Here is a 19,510-nt window from a genome sequence, read left to right as displayed (position 1 = left end):
TCGTCGTGTTTTATATTAAATGAACACCCTTATCAACATAGATCGTGTCGCCCACGACCCCAGTTGCGAGGTCGCTCATCAAAAAGGCACACGCCCCACCGATCTGGGTAGTTGTGACCGAATTACCATCGACCGTACGTTCCTGTGATTCTCTCAGCAAACCGGAATGATCCTTAACCCCGGTCACAGCTAGTGTCTTGACGGCACCAGCGGAGATCGCATTGACCCGCACGCCGTATTGTCCCATATCACGTGCTAAGTAACGAACGTTTGCTTCCAAAGCGGCCTTAGCAACACCCATCACGTTGTAATTAGGGATCGCTCTTTCGGAACCAAAATAAGTCAAAGTAACGATGCTGCCCGGATTTTTCAGTAATTCTTTACCGTAACGAGCAACTGCTAAAATTGAATAGGACGAGATATTTTGGGCCATCGCATAGCCATCACGACTAGTGTTTAAGATTTCGCCTTCCAGTTCGTCTTTGTTGGCATAAGCGATCGCGTGCACAATTCCGTCTAACTTACCAAACCGTTCTTTTAGTTCACTAAAAGCCTTGTCCATACTCTCATCTGTGGCGACGTCACATTCGACCAAGCGGTCTTCGTCTGGCACTAATTTTTTAATGCTCTTTTTCATCCGTTGATTTTGATAAGTGTAAATTACTCGTGCACCCTGTTCTTCCATCACTGAGGCACATCCCCAAGCGATCGAACGTTTATTAGCAACGCCCATTACGAGGATGGTTTTGCCCTCTAATAATTTTCCCATGATAAAGTCTCCTTACTAAAATTTACGAAAACGCTGTTGTCTTTTTCGTACTAATTCGTTTGGCGGCAGTTGCTGTAATTGCGGCAACTGTTGTGCTAAAACATGACCGATATTTTTGCAAAAGCGCTTTTTAGATGACGGTTCTGGGATCACTCCTTCGATTATACCAGCTTTTAGTAAAGCGGTGGGAGTTAATTGCATGATCTCAGCCGCCTCGCTAGACTTAGTAGCATCTTTCCAGAGGATCGAAGCAAAACCTTCTGGCGACAAAACAGAATACATACTATTTTCACTCATCCAAACCTGATCCCCACAAGCCAAGGCTAACGCACCGCCGCTACCACCCTCGCCGTAGATCACGGTGATCAGCGGCACCTTGATCGCTGCGATCTCCAACAGATTGCGGGCGATCGCCTCGCCTTGCCCTTGTTCTTCCGCACTTGCAGCGGGGTAAGCCCCTGCCGTATTGACAAAAGCCAACACGGGACGGTTAAACTTTTCCGCCTGTTTGATCAAGCGTAAGGATTTCCGGTAAGCCGCGGGAGTCGGACTGCCAAAATGTTTGGCGACCCGCTCCTTGGCGCTAGTTCCCTTATCGATCGCCAATACGGTCACCGGTTGCCCCGCAAAATGTGCCAGTCCACCGATAATCGACGGATCGTCATCGTTTAACCGGTCGCCATGTAGTTCTAAGAAATCCGGAAATAATTCCGCTAATAACTCTGTTCCCGTAATTTTTTTGGAGTTACGAGCAGCCGCAACTACTTCACCGGCCGTCCGCTGCTTTTTTTTCAAAAAATTTGCGATGATCATTCACCCGCCTTTATCTGATGCATTTCAAGTAACCATTTGATTTGCTTTTTTTCATCCTGACGGGTAACCAGTGCATCGATAAATCCGTGCTGCAAAATATTTTCGGCGTCCTGCAAGTCAGCGGGAACCTTTTGGTGCATCGTTTGTTCGATCACCCGTTTGCCGGCAAAACCGATCAAAGCCCGGGGTTCCGCCAAAATAATATCGCCTTGCATCGCAAAACTAGCCGTCACGCCACCGGTCGTCGGATCAGTAATGATCGTCAGATAAAACAAACCCGCATCAGAATGCGCTTTGACTGCCTGAGAAACTTTAGCCATCTGCATTAAAGAATAAATCCCTTCCTGCATCCGCGCACCACCAGAAGCCGTAAACAGCACGACCGCTTGTTTAGCAGCCGTTGCCGCCTCGAATAAGCGGGTAAGTTTTTCCCCAGTCACGGTTCCCATCGACCCCATAATGAATTTAGGATCCATGATCCCCAAATAAAATTCTTGCTGGTCGATCTTAGCCTGACCGGTCAAAACGGAATCGTTCAAATCGGTCGCCCGTTTAGCCTTAGTCAATTTTTGCTGGTAATCAGGAAACTGTAACGGATCTTTAGTAGTTAGCTCACTATCCATTTCGTTAAAATCATCTACCAGCCAAGCCAGCCGTTTACGTGCCGTCATGCGAAAGCCATAACCGCAATTAGGACACGTCATATACTGATCCAAATCCTTATGATATAACGCCTTTTGGCACTTAGGACAGGTCAGCCACAAGCCAGTTGGCACGTTTTGTTGGGCCGCTTTATCGGCTTTGATATGCTTTTGTCCGAGCGTTTTTAATTCATCAAACAGCTGCATTGCTTTCCCTTCTCTTCCATGCAGGCAAAAAGACCCGTTCGACGTAATCCGTCGTTAGTGTTCCTTTTTGCAATTCTGGATCTTCTAGTAACGACAAATAAAATTTCTGATTAGTAGTAATTCCTGAGATCACCATTTCGTTTAACAACCGCTTGATCTTTTGCAATGCTTCCTGACGGTCATGACCCAAGGCGATCACCTTAGCGATCATTGAATCGTAGAAAGGTGAAACCGTACAGCCCGCATACAATGCGGTGTCCATTCGCATTCCCAAATTACCAACGGGAACATACAAATAGTTGACCTCACCGGTAGACGGCAAGAAGTTTTTGCTCGGGTCTTCGGCGTTGATCCGACACTCGATAGCCGCGCCAGAAACCTGAATATCTTCTTGCTTAAACGGCAGCGGCTCACCGGCAGCCACTTTGACTTGTGCTTTAACTAAGTCGATGCCTGTCACCATTTCAGTCACGGTATGTTCGACTTGGATCCGCGTATTCATTTCCATAAAGTAAAAATGATGTTGACTGTCCATCAAAAATTCGATCGTTCCGGTATTCAAGTAGTCGATCGAATTAGTTGCACGTAACGCGATCTCGCCTAATTGCTGGCGTTGCTTGGCGGTAACCAGCGCACACGGACTTTCTTCGATCATTTTTTGCTTATTGCGTTGTACCGAACAATCACGTTCGGGGAAATAAACGGCATTTCCCTGACTATCACGGAAAACCTGGACCTCGATATGCTTGACGTTTTCCATGATCTTTTCTAAATACATCCGGTCATCGCCAAAGTCGCTAAGTGCTTCTCTTTTAGCTTCAGTAAAAGCCCTTTCCAAGTGGGCTTCGTCGTCTACTCGCCGAATTCCTTTTCCGCCACCGCCGGCAGCAGCCTTCAATAAGACAGGATAACCAACTTGCTTGGCAACTTTTTTAGCTTCAGTTGCATCGGCTAAAAAGCCCTCACTACCCGGTATTACCGGCACTCCACTTTTTTGCATCTGTTCGCGGGCATTTGCCTTGTTGCCCATCAGATCGATAGTTTGCGAATGGGGGCCGATAAAAGTCAAGCCGCAATCTTCACACATCTCAACAAAACGGCTGTTTTCCGACAAAAAGCCAAAGCCCGGATGAATGGCTTGTGCACCAGTTCCGATAGCTGCGGCTAAAATATTTTTCATATTCAAATATGAGTCTTGGGGACGCGCCGTTCCAACACAAACGGCCTCGTCGGCAAGTTGGACGTGTAAGCTTTCTCGGTCTGCAGTCGAATAAATAGCAACTGACTGAATGCCTAATTCCCGTAAGGAGCGAATGATCCTGACCGCAATTTCACCCCGATTTGCTACTAAAACTTTTGAGAACATAGCGTTAATCCCCAATCATAAATGTAATTTCTGCAGTACAAGCCTTTTTACCGTCAACTAGTGCCACACCCTTGCCTAAACCGACATGGCCCCTGATCTTTTCTAAAGTAACTTCTAAGCGCATTTGATCTCCCGGACGGACGACCTTGCGAAACTTAGCAGTTTTAATGCCGCCAAAATAAGCAGTCTTACCCTTAAATTCATCGAGGGTCAATAACGCGACCGCACCCGTTTGTGCCAGCGCTTCTACGATCAAAACGCCCGGCATCACGGGATTACCCGGAAAATGCCCCTGAAAGATCTCTTCGTGAGCCGTTACGTTACGCAAAGCAACGGCCCGCTTACCAGGCTCTAATTCCTCGACACGGTCGATCAACAGCATCGGGTAACGGTGCGGAATAATTTTTTGGATCTGGGTCGAATCTAAAACTGTCATTTTAATCCTCCTCTACTTCAAAAAGCGGTTGATCAAACTCAACTAACTCTTCATTTTCGACTAAGACTTGACTGATAGTCCCAGCAACTTCACTCTTGATTTCTGTCATCATCTTCATCGCTTCGATGATGCAAACTACGTCGCCTTTAGCCACTTTAGAACCAACTTTAACGTAGGTTTCTTTTTGTGGATCTGGCCGTAAATAAACACTACCGACCATCGGCGCTTTGATCGTCGTTTTCGCAGCATCGTCTTGCGTTGCAGCGCTTGGAGCCTCCGTAGCCGACTCTTGGACCGCCGGACTAACAACTGCCGGTGCCGGCACTGCTACCGGAGCTGCTGGAGCCGTTTCATTCTTACTTAAACGTAAGTGAAAATCACCCTTGCTTAATTCCAATTCCCGCGTCTGTGATGAACTGAATTTTGCTAATAAATCCGTTAATTCTTTAAAATCCACGCTTAATCACTCCATTTTTTCAAGGTCAAAACTGCATTATGCCCACCAAAACCAAATGAATTGCTTACAACATATTGCAAGTCAGGCGCAGCGTTATTTTCTTTAGTCACCAAGTTAACTTGGCAAGCAGGATCCTGGTTAGTTAATCCCACGTTAGGCGGTAACTGACCATTTTGTAAAGCTGCCACACAAGCAACGGCTTCCACCGCTCCTGCGGCTCCTAAAAGATGGCCCGTCATCGACTTAGTGCTGCTGACTTTGACCTGACTATCTGCACCAAAAACTTGGTTGATCGCCTTAGATTCACTAGAATCGTTAGTCACCGTTGCAGTCCCGTGAGCGTTGATATAACCGACATCTTGAGGAGAAATTCCAGCTTCTGCTAACGAAAGCTGAATGGCACGAGCAGCACCAGCACCACTAGGATCAGGCGAAGTCATATGATAAGAATCAGAAGTCGTGCCGTAACCGACGATCTCTCCTAGAATATGAGCCCCACGTTTTTGTGCGTGTTCTAAGTTTTCTAAGATCAAACTTGCGCTTCCTTCGCCCATCACAAAGCCCGAACGGTCCCGGTCAAACGGAAGCGATGCTTTAGTCCGATCAGTCTGCGGCGACAAGGTATTGATCGCAGCAAAACCTGCGATCCCGATCTCATTGACTGAAGCTTCGGCCCCGCCGGTCACCATCACTTGTGCCCGGCCTTCTTTGATCTGGCGGTAAGCTTCACCGATCGCATTATTAGCCGAAGAACAAGCCGTCACGATCGTGGTCGAAATGTTTTTAGCTCCCAGTCTGATCGAAATATTGCCCGCTGCCATATTGACGATCGCGGTCGGTACAAACATCGGTGACACCCGTTGCGGACCTTTTTCATGCATTTTGATCACTTGTTCTTGGATCGTCGTTAACCCACCGATCCCGGAACCATAGATCACGCCTAAATCATAAGCAGACGTATTTTCAGGAGTGATTCCTGCTTGTTCAGCTGCTTCTAAGGCACTATGCACTGCATATTCCGAAAATAAGTCCATCCGCCGAGCAGCCTTTTTGCCCACTCTTTGGGTAGGATCGAAGTCTTTCACTTCACCGGCCATTGTGATTCCGGTCGGGGCCGCATCAAATTTAGTAATTTTATCGATCCCTAACTTACCGGCTAACACATTTTTGCTAAAAGTCTGAGCATCATTGCCGATTGGAGTTACAGCGCCGATTCCAGTAATTACTACTCTACTCATGTCTTTACTCCTTTTTAGATCGTCATCCCGCCATCTACACTGATCACTTGTCCCGTGATGTAATCATTTTGTGCTAAAAAGACGGCAGTTTGCGCTACTTCTTTAGCTTCACCAAAACGCTGGAGCGGGATTTGGGTCAACATTTGTTCTTGTACCTTGTCGCTCAAAACAGCTGTCATATCGCTTTTGATCATTCCCGGTGCAATTGCATTACAACGAATATTACGCAAAGCACCTTCCTTAGCGACCGTCTTAGTTAAGCCGATCACCCCCGCTTTACTGGCGGCGTAATTGGCCTGCCCGATGTTACCGTGTAAGCCAACTACACTAGCCAAATTGATGATCACGCCGGAACGCTGTTTGTTCATCTTACGTAAAATTGGCCGCGTCATTGCGTAAGTTCCCACGAGATTAACGTCGATCACTGACCGAAAATCTTCTTCTTTCATGCCGATCAGCAACTTATCGTTGGTGATCCCCGCATTATTGACTAAAACATCGATCTGACCACACTTGTCATAGGCTTCCTTAACCATCCTTTTGACGTCATCTAGCTGAGAAATATCGCCTAAAACTACCGTGCATTCGACTCCGTAGCCTTCAATTTCTGCTACCAGTTGGGAGTCGACTTTTTTTCTCGCGTTTAAAATCACGTTACTTTTTGCCTGGGCAAACTGCAAAGCGATCTGCTTACCAATTCCCCGCGACGAACCAGTAACAAAAACCGTTTTATTAGCTAATTCCATTTTTGTGTCCCTCGCACTTCTGTGACAAATGCTTGATATTGTTCCCAATTTTCCACATGATAACGCGTCAAGTGGCGGTCAATTTGCTTGGCAAACTTAGTCAAAGTATCTCCCGGCCCTAACTCTATGGTCGTCGTGACCCCTTCATTTTGCACCAAATAAGACAGACAATCCGCAAAATGAGTCGGACTAACGATCTGTTTAGTTAGGGTAGCAGCCAACTGTGCCGGCACAAAAGGCTGTCCCGTCGTGTTACTTAAAACCACCGTTTGCGGCTGGCTAAAAGTAACTTGCGCTAGCACGGGCTGCATTTTACTGCTAGCCTGAGCAAATAACGGGGTATGAAAAGCACCCGCCACTGGCAATGAGATCACCCTACGCGCAGCTTGTTTTTCTGTGATTTGAGCACAGGCTTGTTTTACCGCCTGCTGGTCGCCTGCGATCACTACTTGTTTAGGTGAATTATAATTGGAGATCGCAACTAACTCGTCCGGTGTACTTAACTGGTCACAGATTGCTTCTACCGCGCTAACATCCGGACTCAACAAAGCAGCCATCCCACTTTGCCGCTGATCAGCATCGCTTTGCATGTATTCTGCCCGCTTTTGCAGGGCTTGGATCCCCTGTTGTTCAGACATCGCTTGTGCCGCAATTAAAGCAGCGTATTCACCTAAAGATAAGCCTACCATCCCAGCGACCGGGATTTGCGGAAAGTCACGTTTGACCAGCGCAAACAGTCCTAAACTGACAGCTACGATAGCCGGTTGCTGAAACTGAGTCTGAGCCAATTCATGATTTTCATCCGCCAAAATAGTTAACAAGTCTAGTCCCGGTAACAAGTCGTTGAGCCGGTCTAGCGTTTGGGCAAAAAGCGGGTCATGATCGTAAAGATCAAGCCCCATTTTACTATATTGTGCACCTTGTCCACTAAACAAGAATGCTACTTTTTGGACTTCAGTCATGTTATTTTTCCTTAGCGTCGACTTCTTTTTTCACGTATTTAACAACGTCTTGGATAGTCTTAACGTCTTCACTAGCTTCAAGCTTGATGTCCAAGTCGTCTTCTAGTTCGTTCATAATTTCAAAAACGTCTAAACTATCAGCGTCTAAATCATCCTTAATATCAGCTGTCAGCGTTACGTCAGCTGCATCAACGTCCAATTGTTCTACCACGATATCTTGCACTTTTTTCAAAATTTCTTGTTCAGTCATAATTTTTTTCTCCTTTAAAATTAACTAATTTTTATTAATAAACAATTATTTGGGTACCAATCGTCAAACCGCCGCCAAAGCCGCTTAATACCACGACTTGACCGCGTTTGAGCCGTCCAGTTTGGACTAACTCATCCAGTAACAACGGCTCGCTAGCTGCCGAAGTATTCCCGTACTGGGTAATATTGATGGGAAATTTAGCCAACGGTTGGTGCAGTCTTTTGGAGATCGACTGCACGATGCGTGCGTTAGCCTGATGCAAAATAAACAAATCAATGTCGTCAACGGTCAAACCGGCTTTTTCACAGGCCGCTAAAATCGACGCTGGCACTTCATGGGTCGCAAATTTGTAAACTGCCCGCCCGTCCATGGCAAACGGCTGGAGCGCACCTTGGGCTTTAGCCGGCGGAAATTCTGTCAAAGCAGGATTGACCCCCGCAGTTAATTTATTACCTTGAGCACCAAAAGTTTTAAGGTCACTGGCTAACAAAGCCGACGCTTCGTCTTTTCTAGTCGCTAGTAACGCCCCAGCAGCGCCATCGCCAAACAACACTGCCGTCGCGCGGTCCTGCCAGTCAACTACCTTAGATAAAACCTCGGCGCCTAATAACAAGACTTTCATTGACTCGTCTTGTGCCATAAACTTAGCGGCAACTTCTAAGCCATAAGAAAAACCGGAACACGCCGCAGAAATATCAAAACAAACCGCGTTTTGCGCACCGATGCGCCCTTGTACTAGTGCCGCCGTCGCCGGGGTATATGAGTCGGGAGACATGGTAGCCACGATGATCAAATCCAAATCACTAGCCTGCCAACCACTTTGGCATAACAATTTTTGCGCGACTTTAGTACACAAGTCGGACGTGTTCTCGTTAACACTGATATGACGATTTTTAATGCCCGTACGTGAAGAAATCCATTCATCAGAAGTGTCCATCAACTTACTCAAATCATCATTCGAGACCGTTAGTGGCGGAACATAGCTAGCTGTTTTTATCATTTTTACTTTCTGGGTCATGTCTTCTCCTCAATACTTAAGAACGTTCAGCGATAAATTTTTCTAAATTCTGTAAAGCCCGTTGGATCACTTGGACTTCCTGGTCGTTAAAGCCCTGCAAAAACTCTGCCACCAAATTACGGTGAAATGATTCGTGTGCCCGGTATTCAGCGCGTCCCTTATGCGTCAGACTCAACCGGATAACACGCCGATCGTTTTGCGAACGACTTCTTTCAACGTAACCTTTTTTTACCAAGCGATCTATCGTAGAAGTCAAGGTTCCCGGCGTTAAGTGCAATTCCTTAGCGACCTTAGAAGCATTTTTATGCTCGTACATGGAAATCGCGTTGATCGCGTGGATCTCTTTGATCGTCAAATTATTAAACTGACTCTTGCGTAACGCGTTTTCTTCCGCCCACAAAATATCACTGTAGACCCGGATCAATGACTCACTGATTGCCTTACTTGTGTCATTCATTGCCTTACCGCCTTTTACTTGTCATCCAAAATATTTGGTTATCAAAGTATCCAGCACACAGTGTCGGCTACACTTTTTCACCAGTCTCTTCTACAATAAACATCAATTCGGCGCTGCAGGCCGTCTTGCCAGCGACACTAGCAGTAGTCTCAACGATCCCAACGTTCGAACGTTTCTTAGCCATTACTACTTCTAATTTTAGCACCGCACCAGGCCGGACCATCTCAGCAAAGCGGGCCTTATGGATCGCACCTAGATACGCCGTTTTCCCCAAAAATTCTGGCGACTTTAAAATTAGGATCGAAGCTGCCTGTGCTAACGTCTCAATGATCAGCGCACCAGGCATGAGCGGATTTCCAGGAAAATGTCCCCTAAAAAACGATTCGTTGATCGTCACATTTTTAGTAGCCAAGATCCGTTTACCGGGTTCAAGTTCGTCAACGTAATCAATATAACAAATCGGATAACGGTTAGGGATCAGATCCATGATCTCTTGGGCATCCATCACTTTCACCACTTCCACCTCGCTTAATTTATTTCGAATATCAAAATATTCGATGTAAGAATCATATTACAAGTTAAACTAACTGTCAAGCTGCGAGACAAGCTACAAAGCCAAGCGCTTAGCAGGTGAGCACTAACCTAGCTGAGAAGTAAAGCCGAACTTGGGCTTTGCTTAGCAGCGTAGTTAGACAGCCTGCTGCTTGACGAAGTGCGATTAAAACAAGCTGCGCAAGCTGGCGGTTAGCCGCTGAGGATTAACCTAGCAAAACAAGCAAGTTGAACTAGACTTGATTGGCTTGCGTAGTTAAACGTAGCGGCTGCCAGTTGGAGTGTGATTATAACAAGCTGCGCAAGCTGGCGGTTAGCCACAAAACAAGCTAACATAAAAAAGAGCGCAGGCAACGGTTCGTCTCGCTCTTTTCCTCACAACTTAGTTCAAATTTTGTAAGAAATCTAGTGCTTGTTGGTAGTTAGGCTCGTGTGCCAATTCCGATAGCAACTCGCGGTATAAAATTTTCCCGTCAGCAGCAACGATCCAAATACTACGGGCATCGATCTGCTTGTCCGCAATATAAAGTCCCATCTGCTCGCCAAAGTCGTGCTCGTGATCGGATAGTAGTTGCATTTTGGCTACGCCTTGAGCCGCACACCAATTCTTTTGTTCATCTGGGGTGTTAGTTGAGATCGTGTAAAAATTAACCCCCTGGTAATGATCGACTTCCTGGTTAAAACGTTTGGTCGAAATGCTGCAAACACTGGTGTTGATATCTGGTACGACACTGATCAGCGTTGGGCGGGTTACTAGTTGCGAGTTAGTGACACTGTGAGCGGCCGCATCCACAACGGTAAATTGTGGTAACATTTCGCCGACTTGTGGCGGTTGTCCGTTAGTTGTTAGTGGTGCATCTTTCATAGTTACTTTCATTAAAGTTCACTCCTTTTTTCCAGTTTACCATACTTCGTAGTAAAAAAAGCCATCAGTGCTTTAGCAGTAGCCAGATTAAGCTTACATTTTTATTAAGCTTTAGCGTTAACCGACAAAAACGTTCTTTTTTATACGTAACTCACCGGCAAATCTGGTAAAATATATTGACAAAAGTAATTTTAAATCAGGTGAACGTCGTGACCACAAAAAACAAATGGTTAATTAGAATTTCATTTTTCCTTTACATGCTTTACATCTACCTGACTGTTTTTCGCCAAAACGGGTATTTTAGCTTCCTACTACTCAACACTTTTTTAGGCTACATCCCCATAGAACTAGGAATGCATATTAATTCTACTCAAAGATTACCATTTTTTATTATCTTAGCCTGCGCGTGGCTGTTATTTTACCCTAACGCTCCTTACTTGCTGACAGATCTCTTTCACCTCGCAAGCATCGACCCTTACAATCACGTCACGGGCTTGATGAGTTTTAACCTTCACATGTGGCTGACATTTACCAATCTGGTAGTCAGTGCCTTAGCTTGCAGCATCCTGGGAACATGGAGCCTAGAACATATCGCTAACACTTTGCTAGTCCGGGCGCACCATTACAATGCACGTAACCGCACCTTACTCGTATTATTACTGACAGTCCTTTCTTCAATCGGGATCTATATCGGTCGTTTCTTGCGCCTGCACACCGCTTATTTATTTTTAAATCCCGGCTGGGTGTTGAGACAGTTATTTGAAATGTGGAACGTGCGCATGTTGATCTTCGTCGTCTTTATGACTATTTTACAAATGGTCGTCTGGGTCACCTTGCGCTGTTACGCGACGGCTAGCTCGGGTTTATCAAGTTAAAATGGAAAACACGATTAAGGTCATCTCATAAAAAGACAATTAGGACCTGAGGCAAAGTACAACTTTGTCCCAGGTCCTAATTTGTGTACCCATAAATAATACTCAACTGCTAGCCGCTTTTGGTCCCATCTCAGACTAATTTCCTAGTATTCTGACCTCGGTTTCTAGTCGAACCTGGTCTTTTTGCCAAATCACTTCTTGAACGTGTTCGATCACGTGCAAGTAATCGCTCGCCGTCGCGTCTCCCCGATTAACGATGAAACCCGCATGCTTCAGCGAAACCTGCGCGCCACCATGGCGATAACCCTGTAATCCGGCTTCATGGATCAACTGGCCGGTATAATGTCCTGCTGGTCGTTTAAAAACACTGCCACAAGAAGGATACTCTAGCGGTTGTTTAGCCGCCCGCAAAAAATTATATTCATCCATCTGTTGACGGATCAACTGCCGGTCACCTGGCTGCAAGGCAAACTCGACACTAACAACGACTACCGGAATTTCTTGCAATAAGCTGTGGCGGTAACTAAAATTCAATTCCTCGCGGTGATAAGTTTTCAATTCTCCGCTCGCAGTGATCACGGTGACTGTTTTTACCACTTGGCTCATCTCGCCACCGTACGCGCCGGCATTCATAAAAGCCGCACCACCAACGCTTCCCGGGATCCCGGCCGCAAATTCCAATCCGCACAAGCCAACTTTTTCAGCCAGACGAGCAACTCGCATCACCGCAGCCCCCGCTTGCGCAGTTATTTGATTTTCACTGACCGTCACTTGGTTCAGCCGCGTTAGGTTTAAGACCACCCCGTCGATACCGCCGTCCTTAACGATCAAATTACTAGCATTACCGATCACCGTCAGTCGTAAACCGGCATTTTTAGCGCTCAAAACTAACTGTTTGACTTCTGTTAACGAAGTCGGGAAAGCCAAGTAATCAGCTGGCCCCCCCGTTTTAGTATTGGTATATTTAGCTAAGGGTTCATTGGGTAAAATTTTAATTCCTGATAACTGTGTCTCATCTAATAAAGCCATTTTTCTGCCCCACATTGTAATATCATTTATTGGATTCCAACCGGCTTGCCTCAAATACTGGTTATTTGCCCTGATGCTTGCTAAACTAATCTATAGCACCTAGTTATGGGAGGATTTTTGATGAATTTTATTGCAATTGATTTCGAAACCGCCAGTTCTAAACGCTGTAGTGCCTGTTCGCTCGCACTGACAGTCGTTCGTGAAGGTCAGATCGTAGACGAACTTTATTCACTGATCAAACCGCCCACTACATTTGCCGCTACCAATATTCGGATCCATCATATCAGACCCAAAGACGTCCAAAACGCACCGACTTTCGCGCAACTGTGGCCGCACATCGCTAATTTCTTTACGCCCCAACAACTGGTGATTGCCCACAATGCCACTTTTGATTGCAGCGTGCTTAAACAAACGCTGGCCTATTATCAAATCAGCCTGCCCCATTTTATGGTATTAGATACGCTCAAAACTAGCCGCCGCTTTTTACGTGACCTGCCGAATCATAAATTAAATACTGTCTGTGACGCACTGCAAATCTCACTCAAAAATCACCACAACGCGCTGGCCGACAGCCATGCCTGCGCCCAAATCTTACTCAAACAATGCGCTCAGTTTGGCGCTGCCGCCTGCCAGCAACTGATCAAAATGTATTAGTCGCTAGTCATTTTGACAAGCGCATTGCTAGTTGGGCTAATAATTCCTGATAGCGCGTCCCTTGCGCGGTAAAGGATAACTGGCGCGTCTGATCTCCTGTCGCCGTTAAGTTCAGCGTTAAATTAGCGTCGGGCATCGTCCCGAAATGCGCCCATTCTACGACGCACACGCCAGCACCGGAAAAATATTCTTCTAGTCCCAGATCCTGCGCCCCACCATCTTCTAGGCGGTACAGGTCCATGTGATACAAAGGCAAGCGCCCTTCTTGGTATTCGCGGATCAAAGTATAGGTGGGACTTTTAATATTATGCCGAATCCCTAATCCTCGGGCTAGCCCCCGCGTAAAAGCCGTTTTCCCCGCGCCTAACTGACCTTCTAACAATAAAACATCGCCCGCCTGCAACAGTTCAGCTAACTGGCAGGCATATTCTTGGGTCTGTTCTTCATTTTGCGCATTTAACTGTAACTGTTGCATTATTTTTCACCCGCCGCCAGCGCTTGGGCCGCAACGATCAAAGCCGCATCATAGACGTCTTGTTCGCTACAACCGCGTGATAAATCGGAAACCGGTTGGTTGATTCCCTGTAAAATCGGCCCGATCGCCGTGAAACCACCTAAACGCTGGGCGATTTTATACGCCAAATTCCCCGACTGCAATTCTGGAAAAATAAAGACCGTTGCTTGCCCTGCAATCTCTGAATGTGGGGCTTTTTTAGCGGCTACTTCAGGTACGAATGCCGCATCAAATTGTAATTCACCGTCCACCGGAATTTCCGGTGCTAACTGGTGAAAAAGTTTGGTCGCTTCAACCATCTTATCGACTTGGGGCCCAGCAGCCGAACCCTTAGTCGAAAAACTTAGCAGCGCTACTCGTGCAGGAATATCAAATAACTGGGCAGTTCTAACGCTCGTCAGGGCGATCTCAGCCAAGTCCTGTGCGCTAGGATCAATATTCAGCGCACAATCCGCAAAAATATAGTTTTCCTGTCCCCCATTTCTGGTCAGTAAAAACGAGCCACTCATCCGCCTGATGCCGGGTTGCGTCTTGATCAACTGCATGGCCGGACGCACCGTATCCCCAGTAGAATGACTAGCACCAGATACCAGTCCATCAACTTCGTGTAAGTAGACCAACATCGTTGCAAAATAATTAACATCCTGTAATTTTTCTCGGGCCTGTTGCTCGTTTTCTTTGCCCTGACGCCGTTTAACAAAAGCGGCAACCATTTCATCTTTTGCCGGGTAATTTGCCGGATCTATAACCGTAATGTTTTCCCCTAATTCGGCAGCATTTTTCCCTTCAGGCAAAGGACACAGCAATACCGGGTGCACGACATTAGCGTCAGCCAAACGCAGCGCTGCGTTAAATACCCGCGGGTCATTAGCTTCTGGGAAAACAATTTTTAACTGTGAACCGCGTACTCGGTTTTCTATTTTAGCGAATAAATCCATTTAATTTCTCCTAATCTGATTGTTGTAAATCGACACTTGCAGGTAACTGCCAGTCGATCGGTGTTTCTCCCATCGCTTCTAGGGCCGCGTTGGTCTTAGAAAACGGCCGGGAGCCAAAAAATCCCCGAGCAGCCGAAAGCGGACTGGGATGAGCGGACTTAATGATCACGTTTTTAGTCTGGTCGATAATTTTGATCTTATCTTGTGCCGCTTTGCCCCACAAAATAAAGACCACCGGCTGCTTGCGTTCAGACAACTTTTGGATCGCCACGTCGGTCAGTCGTTCCCAGCCATGTCCCCGGTGAGAATACGCCCGGCCATCGCGGACCGTCAACACGGAGTTGAGTAGTAATACTCCTTGACGTGCCCATTTTTCCAAATAACCGTGGGTTACCGGCGCAATACCTAGGTCACTTTGCAATTCCTTATAAATATTTTGTAAGGACGGCGGCACCGGCACTCCCGGTAAAACGGAAAAACTCAACCCGTGAGCCTGATTATAGCCATGGTAAGGATCTTGCCCTAAAATGACGACTTTGACCGCCGCAAAACTAGTCCACTCAAAAGCCTGAAAAATATGATACATGTCGGGGTGGATCCGGTAATTACGGTACTCTTCTTTTAAAAAATTGTGTAATTCCTGGTAGTAGTCTTTAGCAAATTCTGCCTCCAAAACCTGCTGCCAATCGTTGTGAATTAGCGTTTTCATCCAAACACCTCACATTTATCTTACCACATATCTAGCTATCATACTCCCCTTTAGCTAAATCGTGTTAAAATAAAACTAATATTATTAATTGCTAGGAAGTGAGAGCTGTGCGCACATTATACGCTAAAAAACTGGAATTTACCCGCAGCCAAACCACCTTGATCACCGACCGCGTCGGCCACGATTTTTACTACCTTAAAGGTCAACGAGGCCTAACTAACGCTACGGTTTTAGTTTATCGCACCGATGGTTGCCTCCTAGCTAAGGTCAGCCAAGATTCTGCCGGCAGTTTTCCCACCTTTTCGCTTTATTACCTGGGAAAATTAGTGGGACAGGTGCGTCATTACCATCACGGCCGCTACGAACTCCTTTTTGTCCACCAGTTAGGCTGGCTGATCTACGGCAATTTACAGTCGTTTCGGTACCGCATTTACCATAAACGAGAACTCATCATGCGCACGACTACCACCACGCAAAACAATACCACTTATATCGCCTTTCAAATTCATTTCCGTGACCAAGAACCACTTTGTCTGTGTATCGCCGCGATCCTCAATTACTGGGCGTTAAATCTAACTCCACAAACTACAACTAAAAAATTGCGCAACAAACCACTACGTAAACGCGGATTAGCTTAGAAATCAGTTGTTCACGCAGACCGCTGGCTTGAAAAACACAATTAAATCTATTACTACCGGAAAATAAAGAGGGCTTGGGACCAAAATCTTGATCTCAAGCTCTCTTTATCTTCTCCGCTAACTGTCGTTTTAAGCGCTCAGAAATTTTTTAACGTTCGTCTGATCTCACGTTCCTGATCGCGGCGCTTAATGGTCTCACGTTTATCATAATCTCGTTTTCCCTGAGCTACTCCAAGTAACACCTTAGCAAAACCGTGTTTCAAATACACCTTCAGTGGTACTAAAGTGATCCCCTTTTTAGCAGTTTCTTGTGCCAATTTAGCAATTTCTTTTTTGTGCAACAATAGCTTGCGGTTTCGTAAGGGATCGTGGTTAAATTGATTTCCCTGCTCGTACGGTGAAATGTGCACGTTTTGTAGCCACACTTCATTATTTCTAATTTGCGCAAACCCGTCTTTTAAATTGATCCGCGCAGCCCGTACCGACTTGATCTCCGTTCCCGTCAACGCGATCCCCGCTTCAACGGTCTGCAAGATATAATAATCGTGGCGAGCCTTCCGGTTTTGTGCTAACGGACGCTGTTTTTCTTTAATTGCTCTCACCGCCTCTTATTAGGATGCCGGTTATCGATCGTAAAACTGCCCTTTTTATGCGCGTGCTGATAATTTCTTTTACCCTGAGACCGGTGCTGGTTAAACTTGCGCCCCCCGTCACGACGCGGTTTTAACGGCGCTAATTTAACTCCATCTAACAGGTCCGTTTTGGGGGCCTGACCTTTTTGAGCCAAAGTAAAGTCGATCTGCTTTTGTTCCACGTTAACGTTAAGCAATTTTACTTTTACCGGCTGGCCGATCCGGTAGGTCTGCTTAGTCCGCCGCCCCACCAACGCCATTTGTTTTTCTAAATACTCGTAATAATCATCGGAAATTTCACTGATATGCACGAGCCCTTCGACCGTGTTAGGCAAAGCGATAAACATCCCGAATTTCGTCACCGAGCTGACCACGGCATCGAAGGTCTGTCCCACGTAATTTGCCATGTATTCTGCTTTTTTCAGCGCATCTGTATCCCGTTCGGCATCAACACTGCGCCGTTCTGTTTCAGAACTATGCTTAGCGATTTTTTCTAATTCATCATTAGCCGGTGCCTTGTCAGCGTCAATTCCGTTTTCCAAATAAAAGCGGATCAAACGGTGAACCATCAAATCAGGGTAACGCCTGATCGGTGACGTAAAATGCGTGTAATCCGCAGCCGCGATCCCAAAATGACCAGCCGGTTGAGGCGAATACTTCGCTTGCTGCATTGAACGCAACAACATCACCGAAACCATTGCTTCTTCGGGTTTACCAGCTACTTTTTTCAAGATATTTTGCAACATCTTAGGTGTAATTTCGCTTTTTTTACCAGTAACTTCGATTCCTAAGCCACCCAACATTTCAAAAAAGGTCGTGATTTTTTCCGGCTTAGGGGTTTCATGGATACGGTAAATAAACGGTACTTTTAGCTGATGATAGTGCCCAGCGACGGTTTCATTGGCCGCCATCATAAAGGATTCTACCATTCGTTCACTGATCCCTCGTTGACGGACCTGGATGTCTGTCGGGCGTCCCTTTTCGTCGACGATGATCTTGGCTTCGGTATCATCAAACTCGATAGCTCCCCGTCTTTTACGCATTTTCAACAGGACCTTGTGTAGCCGCGCCATGTCTTCAAACATCGGCACTAGATCACGGTAACGTTCCCGCGTTTTTTCATCGTGAGCCTCTAAGATCTGATTGATCGCCACGTAAGTCATTCTTTCCGTAGACTTGATCAGGCTCGGAAAAATGCGGTGATTAACCACCTTGCCGTCGGCGTCGATCTCCATTTCACAAGACATCGCACAGCGCTCCACGTGCGGGTTTAACGAACAGATCCCGTTCGACAATTTAGCCGGTAACATTGGCACCACCCGGTCAGTCAGATAAACGGAAGTCCCCCGTTCAAACGCTTCGCGGTCTAGCGGCGTTCCGGGAACCACGTAGTGCGAAACATCAGCGATATGAACGCCCAAATGAAAATTGCCATTGGGTAACTGCCAGACATTGACCGCATCATCCAAGTCCTTAGACGAAATATCATCGATCGTCACCAATGGCTGATCAGTCAGATCTACCCGGTCCTTTTTATCGGCTTCGGTTACCTCATCCGGAATTTCTTTGATCTGCTCTAACACATCCTCTGGAAATTCGTGTGGGATCTCGTGTTCGTAGATGATCTCTAAAATGTCGATCCCCGGATCATTTTCGTTACCAATGATCTTGACCGCATTGCCCTTGATCATTCCTGGTAAAGCAGCGGAAGGATACTCCGTGATCTCAGCTAAGATCACCTCTCCTGGGACCGGATGCAAGCCATTTTCCGCCACTAAAAATTTAAAATTAGCTAGTTTTTTATCCTTTAAGTGCACCATTCCAATAATACCGGCGGGTAAGATCTCCCTGTCTGGCGTTTGGAAAACACCCACGACTTGGGTTAAGGAGTGACTGATGATGCGCAAGACTTTTCCCTCAGGGCGTTTTCCCTGTTGCACGTCGCCCGCAGAAAGCATCGCAATTTCAACTTCATCACCATTTAAAGCCGAAAGCGTTGCCGTTGGATTGATGAAAAAGTCTTGTTCTTGCTCTTCTACTTCCACAAAACCAAAGCCACGGTCATTGCCGTGAAAAATTCCAGTATATGTAGGTAGCTGGTGTGCCAAAGCAACCTTACCATGCTCGTCTAAGGTGACTTGATGCTCGTGTTCTAATTGCGTTAAGGCTTGGACCACGAAATTAAACTGGCCTGCCTGATCCATTCGTAACTGTGCGACTAACTGCTCGACCGTCGTAGATTCGACCGTCGCCAAATACTGCACTATATTTTCACTTAATTTTTTTCTATCCATCTAATTTCCCCATACTTTAAATTAACAAACGTGCCAACAAAAAACCTCCTGAAACTGTGACAGGAGGCCAAGCGATCAATGTGAAGAAATATACACTAAAGCCAAAGCGACCACAAAAAACAACACTCCTAAAACAGCGGTCACTTTTTGCATAAAAGCTTCAAAACCCCGAGATTTTTGCTTGCTAAACAAGTCAGATGCTCCGCCGGAAAATGCCGAAGCTGCATTATCATTTTTAGCTGGTTGCATTAAAACTGCAATAATAATCAGTACTGAAACTATCAATAGTAAGGTCATTAATGTATTATACAAACAAACTTCCTCCTTACCCTTATCTAGGTAATACAAATCTATTCTAATTTAGCACAAATACATATCCAAAACAACTCTTAGTGCCAAACACAGGCAAACAACAAACGTTCTCCGACCAAAAAAGGCTACGACAAAAAC

The 19,510-nt window shown here is 46.1% G+C and carries 24 protein-coding genes; 3 read left to right on the top strand and 21 right to left on the bottom strand.

What is annotated here, in order from left to right:
* Positions 1-10: 10 nt before the first annotated feature.
* The 14 genes from fabI to tpx all read right to left on the bottom strand — a co-directional run bounded on the left by fabI (position 11) and on the right by tpx (position 10,789).
* Complete coding sequence (gene fabI, locus ACSYSK_RS03175) at positions 11-769, bottom strand: enoyl-ACP reductase FabI (RefSeq protein WP_491715486.1); 759 nt, start codon at positions 767-769, stop codon at positions 11-13.
* Between the two features lie 15 nt (positions 770-784).
* Complete coding sequence (gene accA, locus ACSYSK_RS03170; protein WP_491715485.1) at positions 785-1,582, bottom strand: carboxyltransferase subunit alpha; 798 nt, start codon at positions 1,580-1,582, stop codon at positions 785-787.
* Positions 1,579-2,430, bottom strand: a complete 852-nt coding sequence (accD, locus tag ACSYSK_RS03165) for an acetyl-CoA carboxylase, carboxyltransferase subunit beta (protein ID WP_491715484.1) — start codon at positions 2,428-2,430, stop codon at positions 1,579-1,581. Before accD ends, accA begins: the two co-directional genes overlap by 4 nt.
* Positions 2,417-3,796 carry an acetyl-CoA carboxylase biotin carboxylase subunit gene (gene accC, locus ACSYSK_RS03160; RefSeq protein WP_491715483.1) on the bottom strand — a complete coding sequence of 460 codons (1,380 nt, stop codon included), beginning with the start codon at positions 3,794-3,796 and terminating at the stop codon, positions 2,417-2,419. The genes accD and accC overlap by 14 nt, the downstream gene beginning before the upstream one ends.
* Positions 3,797-3,800: 4 nt before the next feature.
* A complete protein-coding gene (gene fabZ, locus ACSYSK_RS03155) occupies positions 3,801-4,232 on the bottom strand; it encodes a 3-hydroxyacyl-ACP dehydratase FabZ (protein ID WP_491715482.1) in 432 nt (143 codons plus the stop codon).
* Between the two features lies 1 nt (position 4,233).
* Positions 4,234-4,689: an acetyl-CoA carboxylase biotin carboxyl carrier protein gene (accB, locus tag ACSYSK_RS03150; RefSeq protein WP_491715481.1), complete on the bottom strand. Its 456-nt coding sequence runs from the start codon at positions 4,687-4,689 to the stop codon at positions 4,234-4,236.
* 2 nt (positions 4,690-4,691) lie between these two features.
* Positions 4,692-5,927, bottom strand: coding sequence for a beta-ketoacyl-ACP synthase II (gene fabF, locus ACSYSK_RS03145; protein ID WP_491715480.1), 1,236 nt, complete (start codon positions 5,925-5,927; stop codon positions 4,692-4,694).
* A 14-nt stretch (positions 5,928-5,941) separates the two neighbouring features.
* On the bottom strand, positions 5,942-6,673 hold the full coding sequence (gene fabG, locus ACSYSK_RS03140; RefSeq protein ID WP_491715479.1) for a 3-oxoacyl-[acyl-carrier-protein] reductase: 732 nt from the start codon (positions 6,671-6,673) through the stop codon (positions 5,942-5,944).
* Positions 6,664-7,635 (bottom strand): ACP S-malonyltransferase, encoded by a 972-nt coding sequence (locus ACSYSK_RS03135; RefSeq protein WP_491715478.1) that lies wholly within the window; start codon positions 7,633-7,635, stop codon positions 6,664-6,666. The genes fabG and ACSYSK_RS03135 overlap by 10 nt, the downstream gene beginning before the upstream one ends.
* Position 7,636: 1 nt before the next feature.
* Complete coding sequence (locus ACSYSK_RS03130; protein WP_491715477.1) at positions 7,637-7,885, bottom strand: acyl carrier protein; 249 nt, start codon at positions 7,883-7,885, stop codon at positions 7,637-7,639.
* Positions 7,886-7,919: 34 nt separating this feature from the next.
* Complete coding sequence (locus tag ACSYSK_RS03125) at positions 7,920-8,903, bottom strand: beta-ketoacyl-ACP synthase III (RefSeq protein WP_491715476.1); 984 nt, start codon at positions 8,901-8,903, stop codon at positions 7,920-7,922.
* Between the two features lie 16 nt (positions 8,904-8,919).
* Positions 8,920-9,360 (bottom strand): MarR family winged helix-turn-helix transcriptional regulator, encoded by a 441-nt coding sequence (locus ACSYSK_RS03120; protein WP_491715475.1) that lies wholly within the window; start codon positions 9,358-9,360, stop codon positions 8,920-8,922.
* 67 nt (positions 9,361-9,427) lie between these two features.
* On the bottom strand, positions 9,428-9,874 hold the full coding sequence (gene fabZ / locus ACSYSK_RS03115; protein ID WP_491715474.1) for a 3-hydroxyacyl-ACP dehydratase FabZ: 447 nt from the start codon (positions 9,872-9,874) through the stop codon (positions 9,428-9,430).
* A gap of 420 nt (positions 9,875-10,294) precedes the next feature.
* Complete coding sequence (gene tpx / locus ACSYSK_RS03110) at positions 10,295-10,789, bottom strand: thiol peroxidase (RefSeq protein WP_491715473.1); 495 nt, start codon at positions 10,787-10,789, stop codon at positions 10,295-10,297.
* Positions 10,790-10,986: 197 nt separating this feature from the next.
* On the opposite strand from tpx, the gene ACSYSK_RS03105 reads away from it, so the two are divergent.
* Positions 10,987-11,652, top strand: coding sequence for a DUF1361 domain-containing protein (locus ACSYSK_RS03105; RefSeq protein ID WP_491715472.1), 666 nt, complete (start codon positions 10,987-10,989; stop codon positions 11,650-11,652).
* A 135-nt stretch (positions 11,653-11,787) separates the two neighbouring features.
* Here ACSYSK_RS03105 and murB read toward each other — a convergent pair whose 3' ends face one another.
* Positions 11,788-12,681, bottom strand: a complete 894-nt coding sequence (gene murB / locus ACSYSK_RS03100) for a UDP-N-acetylmuramate dehydrogenase (protein WP_491715471.1) — start codon at positions 12,679-12,681, stop codon at positions 11,788-11,790.
* A gap of 120 nt (positions 12,682-12,801) precedes the next feature.
* On the opposite strand from murB, the gene ACSYSK_RS03095 reads away from it, so the two are divergent.
* Entirely contained in the window at positions 12,802-13,335 is a 534-nt protein-coding gene (locus ACSYSK_RS03095; RefSeq protein ID WP_491715470.1) for a 3'-5' exonuclease, read from the top strand.
* Between the two features lie 7 nt (positions 13,336-13,342).
* On the opposite strand, the gene tsaE is transcribed toward ACSYSK_RS03095, so the two are convergent.
* From tsaE to ACSYSK_RS03080, 3 genes are read right to left on the bottom strand one after another with little or no spacing between them, the layout of a single operon-like run.
* On the bottom strand, positions 13,343-13,810 hold the full coding sequence (gene tsaE / locus ACSYSK_RS03090; protein ID WP_491715469.1) for a tRNA (adenosine(37)-N6)-threonylcarbamoyltransferase complex ATPase subunit type 1 TsaE: 468 nt from the start codon (positions 13,808-13,810) through the stop codon (positions 13,343-13,345).
* On the bottom strand, positions 13,810-14,787 hold the full coding sequence (gene pta, locus ACSYSK_RS03085; RefSeq protein WP_491715468.1) for a phosphate acetyltransferase: 978 nt from the start codon (positions 14,785-14,787) through the stop codon (positions 13,810-13,812). The genes tsaE and pta overlap by 1 nt, the downstream gene beginning before the upstream one ends.
* A 10-nt stretch (positions 14,788-14,797) precedes the next feature.
* Positions 14,798-15,496, bottom strand: a complete 699-nt coding sequence (locus tag ACSYSK_RS03080; RefSeq protein ID WP_491715467.1) for a uracil-DNA glycosylase — start codon at positions 15,494-15,496, stop codon at positions 14,798-14,800.
* Between the two features lie 107 nt (positions 15,497-15,603).
* Between ACSYSK_RS03080 and ACSYSK_RS03075 the strand changes: the two genes are divergently transcribed.
* Complete coding sequence (locus ACSYSK_RS03075) at positions 15,604-16,134, top strand: LURP-one-related/scramblase family protein (protein ID WP_491715466.1); 531 nt, start codon at positions 15,604-15,606, stop codon at positions 16,132-16,134.
* 137 nt (positions 16,135-16,271) lie between these two features.
* Here the strand turns inward: ACSYSK_RS03075 and smpB are convergent, their stop codons facing one another.
* The 3 genes from smpB to secG all read right to left on the bottom strand — a co-directional run bounded on the left by smpB (position 16,272) and on the right by secG (position 19,372).
* Positions 16,272-16,736, bottom strand: coding sequence for an SsrA-binding protein SmpB (smpB, locus tag ACSYSK_RS03070; RefSeq protein ID WP_491715465.1), 465 nt, complete (start codon positions 16,734-16,736; stop codon positions 16,272-16,274).
* On the bottom strand, positions 16,733-19,060 hold the full coding sequence (gene rnr, locus ACSYSK_RS03065) for a ribonuclease R (protein ID WP_491715464.1): 2,328 nt from the start codon (positions 19,058-19,060) through the stop codon (positions 16,733-16,735). Before rnr ends, smpB begins: the two co-directional genes overlap by 4 nt.
* A 75-nt stretch (positions 19,061-19,135) precedes the next feature.
* On the bottom strand, positions 19,136-19,372 hold the full coding sequence (secG, locus tag ACSYSK_RS03060) for a preprotein translocase subunit SecG (RefSeq protein WP_491715463.1): 237 nt from the start codon (positions 19,370-19,372) through the stop codon (positions 19,136-19,138).
* Positions 19,373-19,510 lie beyond the last annotated feature (138 nt).

The sequence above is a fragment of the Ligilactobacillus sp. ESL1201 genome (assembly GCF_058503265.1).
Note: the sequence above shows the minus strand (reverse complement) of the source record. Positions and strands in the feature narration are given on the sequence as shown.

What these genes read in the sequence shown, in the direction of transcription:
- fabI (WP_491715486.1), bottom strand. Translation starts at nt 769, where the DNA reads ATGGGAAAATTATTAGAGGGCAAAACCATCCTCGTAATGGGCGTTGCT.
- accA (WP_491715485.1), bottom strand. Translation starts at nt 1,582, where the DNA reads ATGATCATCGCAAATTTTTTGAAAAAAAAGCAGCGGACGGCCGGTGAA.
- accD (WP_491715484.1), bottom strand. Translation starts at nt 2,430, where the DNA reads ATGCAGCTGTTTGATGAATTAAAAACGCTCGGACAAAAGCATATCAAA.
- accC (WP_491715483.1), bottom strand. Translation starts at nt 3,796, where the DNA reads ATGTTCTCAAAAGTTTTAGTAGCAAATCGGGGTGAAATTGCGGTCAGG.
- fabZ (WP_491715482.1), bottom strand. Translation starts at nt 4,232, where the DNA reads ATGACAGTTTTAGATTCGACCCAGATCCAAAAAATTATTCCGCACCGT.
- fabF (WP_491715480.1), bottom strand. Translation starts at nt 5,927, where the DNA reads ATGAGTAGAGTAGTAATTACTGGAATCGGCGCTGTAACTCCAATCGGC.
- fabG (WP_491715479.1), bottom strand. Translation starts at nt 6,673, where the DNA reads ATGGAATTAGCTAATAAAACGGTTTTTGTTACTGGTTCGTCGCGGGGA.
- ACSYSK_RS03135 (WP_491715478.1), bottom strand. Translation starts at nt 7,635, where the DNA reads ATGACTGAAGTCCAAAAAGTAGCATTCTTGTTTAGTGGACAAGGTGCA.
- ACSYSK_RS03130 (WP_491715477.1), bottom strand. Translation starts at nt 7,885, where the DNA reads ATGACTGAACAAGAAATTTTGAAAAAAGTGCAAGATATCGTGGTAGAA.
- ACSYSK_RS03125 (WP_491715476.1), bottom strand. Translation starts at nt 8,903, where the DNA reads ATGACCCAGAAAGTAAAAATGATAAAAACAGCTAGCTATGTTCCGCCA.
- ACSYSK_RS03120 (WP_491715475.1), bottom strand. Translation starts at nt 9,360, where the DNA reads ATGAATGACACAAGTAAGGCAATCAGTGAGTCATTGATCCGGGTCTAC.
- tpx (WP_491715473.1), bottom strand. Translation starts at nt 10,789, where the DNA reads ATGAAAGTAACTATGAAAGATGCACCACTAACAACTAACGGACAACCG.
- murB (WP_491715471.1), bottom strand. Translation starts at nt 12,681, where the DNA reads ATGGCTTTATTAGATGAGACACAGTTATCAGGAATTAAAATTTTACCC.
- ACSYSK_RS03095 (WP_491715470.1), top strand. Translation starts at nt 12,802, where the DNA reads ATGAATTTTATTGCAATTGATTTCGAAACCGCCAGTTCTAAACGCTGT.
- tsaE (WP_491715469.1), bottom strand. Translation starts at nt 13,810, where the DNA reads ATGCAACAGTTACAGTTAAATGCGCAAAATGAAGAACAGACCCAAGAA.
- pta (WP_491715468.1), bottom strand. Translation starts at nt 14,787, where the DNA reads ATGGATTTATTCGCTAAAATAGAAAACCGAGTACGCGGTTCACAGTTA.
- ACSYSK_RS03080 (WP_491715467.1), bottom strand. Translation starts at nt 15,496, where the DNA reads ATGAAAACGCTAATTCACAACGATTGGCAGCAGGTTTTGGAGGCAGAA.
- rnr (WP_491715464.1), bottom strand. Translation starts at nt 19,060, where the DNA reads ATGGATAGAAAAAAATTAAGTGAAAATATAGTGCAGTATTTGGCGACG.